5 protein-coding genes, 5 tRNA genes, 1 rRNA gene and 1 other annotated feature are annotated in these 4,590 nt (G+C 40.5%); of the genes, 9 read left to right on the top strand and 2 right to left on the bottom strand.

Annotated elements, in window-relative coordinates; all coding sequences use genetic code 11:
• Positions 1-86: a sequence feature (5S ribosomal RNA rRNA prediction is too short), on the top strand.
• A 61-nt stretch (positions 87-147) separates the two neighbouring features.
• The 4 genes from Xbed_RS16410 to birA all read left to right on the top strand — a co-directional run bounded on the left by Xbed_RS16410 (position 148) and on the right by birA (position 2,537).
• Positions 148-223: transfer RNA gene (locus Xbed_RS16410), tRNA-Thr, on the top strand.
• Between the two features lie 36 nt (positions 224-259).
• Positions 260-375: ribosomal RNA gene (gene rrf / locus Xbed_RS16415) — 5S ribosomal RNA — on the top strand.
• 165 nt (positions 376-540) lie between these two features.
• Positions 541-1,581, top strand: coding sequence for a UDP-N-acetylmuramate dehydrogenase (murB, locus tag Xbed_RS16420; protein ID WP_086113944.1), 1,041 nt, complete (start codon positions 541-543; stop codon positions 1,579-1,581).
• Complete coding sequence (birA, locus tag Xbed_RS16425) at positions 1,578-2,537, top strand: bifunctional biotin--[acetyl-CoA-carboxylase] ligase/biotin operon repressor BirA (RefSeq protein ID WP_086113945.1); 960 nt, start codon at positions 1,578-1,580, stop codon at positions 2,535-2,537. The genes murB and birA overlap by 4 nt, the downstream gene beginning before the upstream one ends.
• A 33-nt stretch (positions 2,538-2,570) precedes the next feature.
• Here the strand turns inward: birA and coaA are convergent, their stop codons facing one another.
• Together coaA and Xbed_RS16435 are read right to left on the bottom strand one after the other, a co-directional pair.
• A complete protein-coding gene (gene coaA / locus Xbed_RS16430) occupies positions 2,571-3,521 on the bottom strand; it encodes a type I pantothenate kinase (RefSeq protein ID WP_086113946.1) in 951 nt (316 codons plus the stop codon).
• 111 nt (positions 3,522-3,632) lie between these two features.
• Positions 3,633-3,914 carry a hypothetical protein gene (locus tag Xbed_RS16435; RefSeq protein WP_086113947.1) on the bottom strand — a complete coding sequence of 94 codons (282 nt, stop codon included), beginning with the start codon at positions 3,912-3,914 and terminating at the stop codon, positions 3,633-3,635.
• Positions 3,915-3,951: 37 nt separating this feature from the next.
• Between Xbed_RS16435 and Xbed_RS16440 the strand changes: the two genes are divergently transcribed.
• The 5 genes from Xbed_RS16440 to Xbed_RS16460 form a co-directional block, all read left to right on the top strand.
• Positions 3,952-4,027 (top strand) — tRNA-Thr (locus tag Xbed_RS16440).
• A gap of 16 nt (positions 4,028-4,043) precedes the next feature.
• A tRNA-Tyr gene (locus tag Xbed_RS16445) sits at positions 4,044-4,128 on the top strand.
• Between the two features lie 100 nt (positions 4,129-4,228).
• A tRNA-Gly gene (locus Xbed_RS16450) sits at positions 4,229-4,303 on the top strand.
• Between the two features lie 6 nt (positions 4,304-4,309).
• A tRNA-Thr gene (locus tag Xbed_RS16455) sits at positions 4,310-4,385 on the top strand.
• Between the two features lie 105 nt (positions 4,386-4,490).
• A partial coding sequence (locus tag Xbed_RS16460; RefSeq protein ID WP_234369306.1) for a GTP-binding protein occupies positions 4,491-4,590 on the top strand: 100 nt, incomplete at its 3' end.

The raw sequence follows: 4,590 nt of genomic DNA on the forward strand, positions 1-4,590 counted from the left end.
TGGTCCCACCTGACCCCATGCCGAACTCAGCAGTGAAACGCCGTAGCGCCGATGGTAGTGTGGGGTCTCCCCATGTGAGAGTAGGGAACTGCCAGACATCAATTTATAAGTGTTGCCCATCTGGCGACACTTTTTATTTCAGCATTTGCTGATATGGCTCAGTTGGTAGAGCACACCCTTGGTAAGGGTGAGGTCCCCAGTTCGAATCTGGGTATCAGCACCATGAATAATATTTGTTCGGCAAATAAAACAGAATTTGCTTGGCGGCAATAGCGCGGTGGTCCCACCTGACCCCATGCCGAACTCAGTAGTGAAACGCCGTAGCGCCGATGGTAGTGTGGGGTCTCCCCATGTGAGAGTAGGGAACTGCCAAGCTTTAATACAAAGTCAAAAGGCCACTCATATGAGTGGCCTTTTGCATTTTTGCTTTTTTATCTTTTCATCAACTCAACAGATAGGTATTGGATAAACTACCTACTTATCTTTCAAATGTAGAGTCTGATAGACTACAGTTCAAATTATCTATTGAGCTTGAAGTGAATGTCTGTCTGTGAATCTACCCAACTAAAAGCGTTTAACACATTTGGCGTTTCGGCCTATGCCTATCATATCTGTATAGCAACTTCCATTGAATCTCTTCTATCAATATGGCAAGAAGCGATGGGAAAACATCATCCCATCTTACTACTGGGAGGTGGGAGTAACGTTCTCTTCACCGAAAATTTTAAAGGTTCTGTGATCTTAAATCGTATTTCTGGTATTGAGATAAAAGAATCAGATACTGCATGGTATATTCATGTTGGCGCAGGTGAAAATTGGCATGATCTGATTATTCACTTATTCCAGAAACAGATTTATGGTTTGGAAAATTTAGCGTTGATCCCCGGAAACGTGGGTTCTGCCCCTATTCAGAATATTGGGGCATATGGAGCTGAATTTAAAAATGTGTGTGAATATGTCGATTTTGTTGAGTTGAGAACGGGTAATTCTATTCGTTTAATGGCAGATGAATGTCAATTTGGGTATAGAGACAGCATTTTCAAACACAAATATAAAGATGGCTATGCTATTACAGCAGTCGGCTTATGTTTGAATAAGGTGTGGGAACCAAAATTGACTTATGGTGGCTTGGCTCAGTTTTCACGAGAAGATGTAACTCCAGAACAAATACTTAATGCCGTGTGTGAAATGCGTCAAAGCAAATTACCGGATCCTGTGTTGATGGGCAATGCGGGAAGTTTCTTCAAAAACCCAATTACATCGGCTGAGTTAGCACAGCAAATTAAATCTGAATATCCGGATTGTCCTCAGTATCCTCATAATGAATATAGTGTAAAGATCGCTGCGGGCTGGCTTATCGATCAATGTCATTTGAAAGGTTATTCTATTGGTGATGCTGCCGTGCATACGAAACAAGCTCTTGTGTTAATTAATAAAGGAAATGCAAAGGGGCAAGATATTATTGCTTTGGCTGCGCATGTGCGTAACAAGGTAGCAGAGAAGTTTAATATCTTTTTAGAGCCTGAAGTGCGCTTCATTGGCAGTGAAGGTGAGATAGACGCAGTGGAATGTATTTCATGAAAGATATTAGTATTCCGTTAAAATTAATTAAAGTGTTATCTGATGGAGAGCTTCACTCAGGACAGCAATTAGGTCAAGAGTTGGGAATGAGTCGTGCGGGAATCAATAAACATATTCAAACTATTCGTGAATGGGGTGTGGAAATTTTAACACTTCCAGGTAAAGGTTACCGTTTTCCTACGCCAATGAACCTTCTTGATAAAAGTGTTATTTCAAATTATTACCCAAGCGATCGTATTGAAGTTATACCTGTTATTGATTCTACAAATCAATATCTGTTGGATAAACTATCCGAGCTAGATTCAGGAGATGCTTGTGTCGCAGAATACCAGTATGCCGGTAGAGGGCGTCGTGGTAGGCAATGGGTCTCTGCTTTTGGTAGAAATCTGTATCTGTCTATGTATTGGCGTTTGGAACAAGGGCCAGCGGCTGCGATTGGCTTAAGTTTAGTGGTTGGAATTGTGATTGCAGAAGTACTTAATCGTCAGGGCGCTGAGAGAGTAAAAGTAAAATGGCCAAATGATTTATATTTGGATGATAAAAAACTTGCGGGAATACTGGTCGAATTGACGGGAAGAACCGCAGATGCAGCTCAGATCGTTATCGGAATCGGTATGAATATTTCGATGAGTAGTGAACAGCAGAAATCAATTAATCAACGATGGACTAATTTACAGCAAGCAGGAATGATAGTTGAGCGAAATAAATTGGTTGCTGAAATCATTGTTGAGCTTAAAGAAACACTAACCCAGTTTGAGAAAGAAGGAATGACTCCTTTTATCCCTAGATGGCTTAAGTTAGATAATTTTATTAATCGCCCAGTAAAATTAATTATTGGTGATCAGGAAATTCATGGAATAGCCCGTGGAATCGATCAGCAAGGAGCACTATTACTTGATATTAATGGTGTTATTACACCTTATATTGGCGGTGAAATTTCTTTGAGGGGTTATTGAGTGTAAAGCCGGAAAGATTTCCGGCTGTCTATTTTATTTTCTCAATCTGACACTTTCAATCGTGTGATTGGTACCTTTCGTCATAATCAAACTCGCACGTTCTCTTGTTGGCAAGATGTTTTGCTGTAAGTTTAATCCGTTAATTTCTCGCCAAATATTTGATGCGACTTTTATCGCATCATCTGTTGTTAACGTAGAATAATTGTGGAAATAGGAATCAGGATCGGCAAAGGCACCCTGCCTAAACTTAAGGAAACGGCTGACATACCATTGTTCAAGTAATTCTTCTGATGCATCGACATAAATAGAAAAGTCAACAAAATCAGAAACAAATACATGATGTGGCTCATGCGGGTAATCCATGCCACTTTGTAATACGTTTAAGCCTTCCAAGATCAGGATATCCGGTTTCTCAATGACGATTTCTTCATTAGGAATAATGTCATAGCTTAGATGAGAATATACAGGAGCGGATACCTTTTCAGCACCAGATTTGATATCGGAAACAAATTTGACCAAGTTGCGCATATCATAGGATTCAGGAAATCCCTTTTTTTTCATTAAGCCACGTTCATTTAGTACATTATTAGAATGTAAAAAGCCGTCTGTTGTCACTAACTTAACACGACGATGTTCAGGCCAGCGGCTTAATAATGCCTGCAATAAGCGTGCAGTGGTACTTTTCCCCACCGCAACACTGCCTGCAATACCAATAACGTAAGGTATTTTTTGTTCATCTGTTCCTAAAAATTGTTCAAGAACAGCTTGTCGTCGTAAATTAGAGCTAATATAAAAATTGAGTAGGCGTGACAATGGGAGATAGATTTCAATCACTTCATCTATTGAAATTTCTTCATTAATGCCTTTTAAAGCGGCGACTTCTTCTTCTGTTAATGTTAACGGAACTGAGTTACGCAATGTTGCCCAATGTTCACGATCAAATTGTAAATATGGAGTCGTTAAAAAAGATTCTTTCTTATTCATAAGCCAACATCTGCCTGTCTATGCAGGTTGGACAGGTTGTTGAGAACACCCGTATCCGACAAAAAAATAAATCTCATCATATCGGTTGCGCTATCGTAGGCGTAGAATTTTTTATGATTTTAGTAATTTTTTTGATGAGAAATGCAAAAATGTAAAAAAATGTTCTGTTTCTATAGTTGGTTTTGGTGACCATTTTGAGCCCTCCGAAAGAAAAAGAACCAAGGTGATGAAAAAAATTTGCAATAAATGGGTGGCAAATACATTTTGTGCTTCCTTTATAGTAAGGTCTTTTTGTTTAATGTTTACTCTATAACTATTGAAAAAAACATCAACATCATCAAATGCGCTTGTTTTGTGAGCGAAAGAACAAAAAAAGCGATTTTTTTGTTGCATCGAAGGTCAACTCTACCTAGAATGCGCAGCACTTGATGCCGGCATAGCTCAGTTGGTAGAGCAACTGACTTGTAATCAGTAGGTCCCGAGTTCGACTCTTGGTGCCGGCACCAATTAAAAATTTGGAAAGGTGGGGTTCCCGAGCGGCCAAAGGGAGCAGACTGTAAATCTGCCGTCACAGACTTCGAAGGTTCGAATCCTTCCCCCACCACCATTAACCAGTTTTCATCTTGGGTGTTCTGCTCGAGTTATACTCCAGGCAAAACATTTAAGATACAATGTACAGCTGATTAAAGTCAGGTAGCCGAGTTCACGCGGGCATCGTATAATGGCTATTACCTCAGCCTTCCAAGCTGATGATGCGGGTTCGATTCCCGCTGCCCGCTCCAAGATGTGCTGATATAGCTCAGTTGGTAGAGCACACCCTTGGTAAGGGTGAGGTCGGCAGTTCGAATCTGCCTATCAGCACCACTTCCCCCGTTCTGCCTCCTGATTTTCTTCCTGTAAATATCTAACAAGCAATTGCTTGGTTGATGTGGTGAAACCACCGATTCCGTGTTTTAGAGGGACAACCTAATGTCTAAAGAAAAGTTTGAACGTTCAAAACCGCACGTTAACGTTGGTACTATCGGCCACGTTGACCACGGTAAAACTACCCTGACTGCTGCAATCACCA

Source organism: Xenorhabdus beddingii, from assembly GCF_002127545.1.
GTDB lineage: Bacteria > Pseudomonadota > Gammaproteobacteria > Enterobacterales > Enterobacteriaceae > Xenorhabdus > Xenorhabdus beddingii.

What these genes read in the sequence shown, in the direction of transcription:
- birA (WP_086113945.1), top strand. Translation starts at nt 1,578, where the DNA reads ATGAAAGATATTAGTATTCCGTTAAAATTAATTAAAGTGTTATCTGAT.
- Xbed_RS16435 (WP_086113947.1), bottom strand. Translation starts at nt 3,914, where the DNA reads ATGCAACAAAAAAATCGCTTTTTTTGTTCTTTCGCTCACAAAACAAGC.
- coaA (WP_086113946.1), bottom strand. Translation starts at nt 3,521, where the DNA reads ATGAATAAGAAAGAATCTTTTTTAACGACTCCATATTTACAATTTGAT.
- murB (WP_086113944.1), top strand. Translation starts at nt 541, where the DNA reads ATGTCTGTCTGTGAATCTACCCAACTAAAAGCGTTTAACACATTTGGC.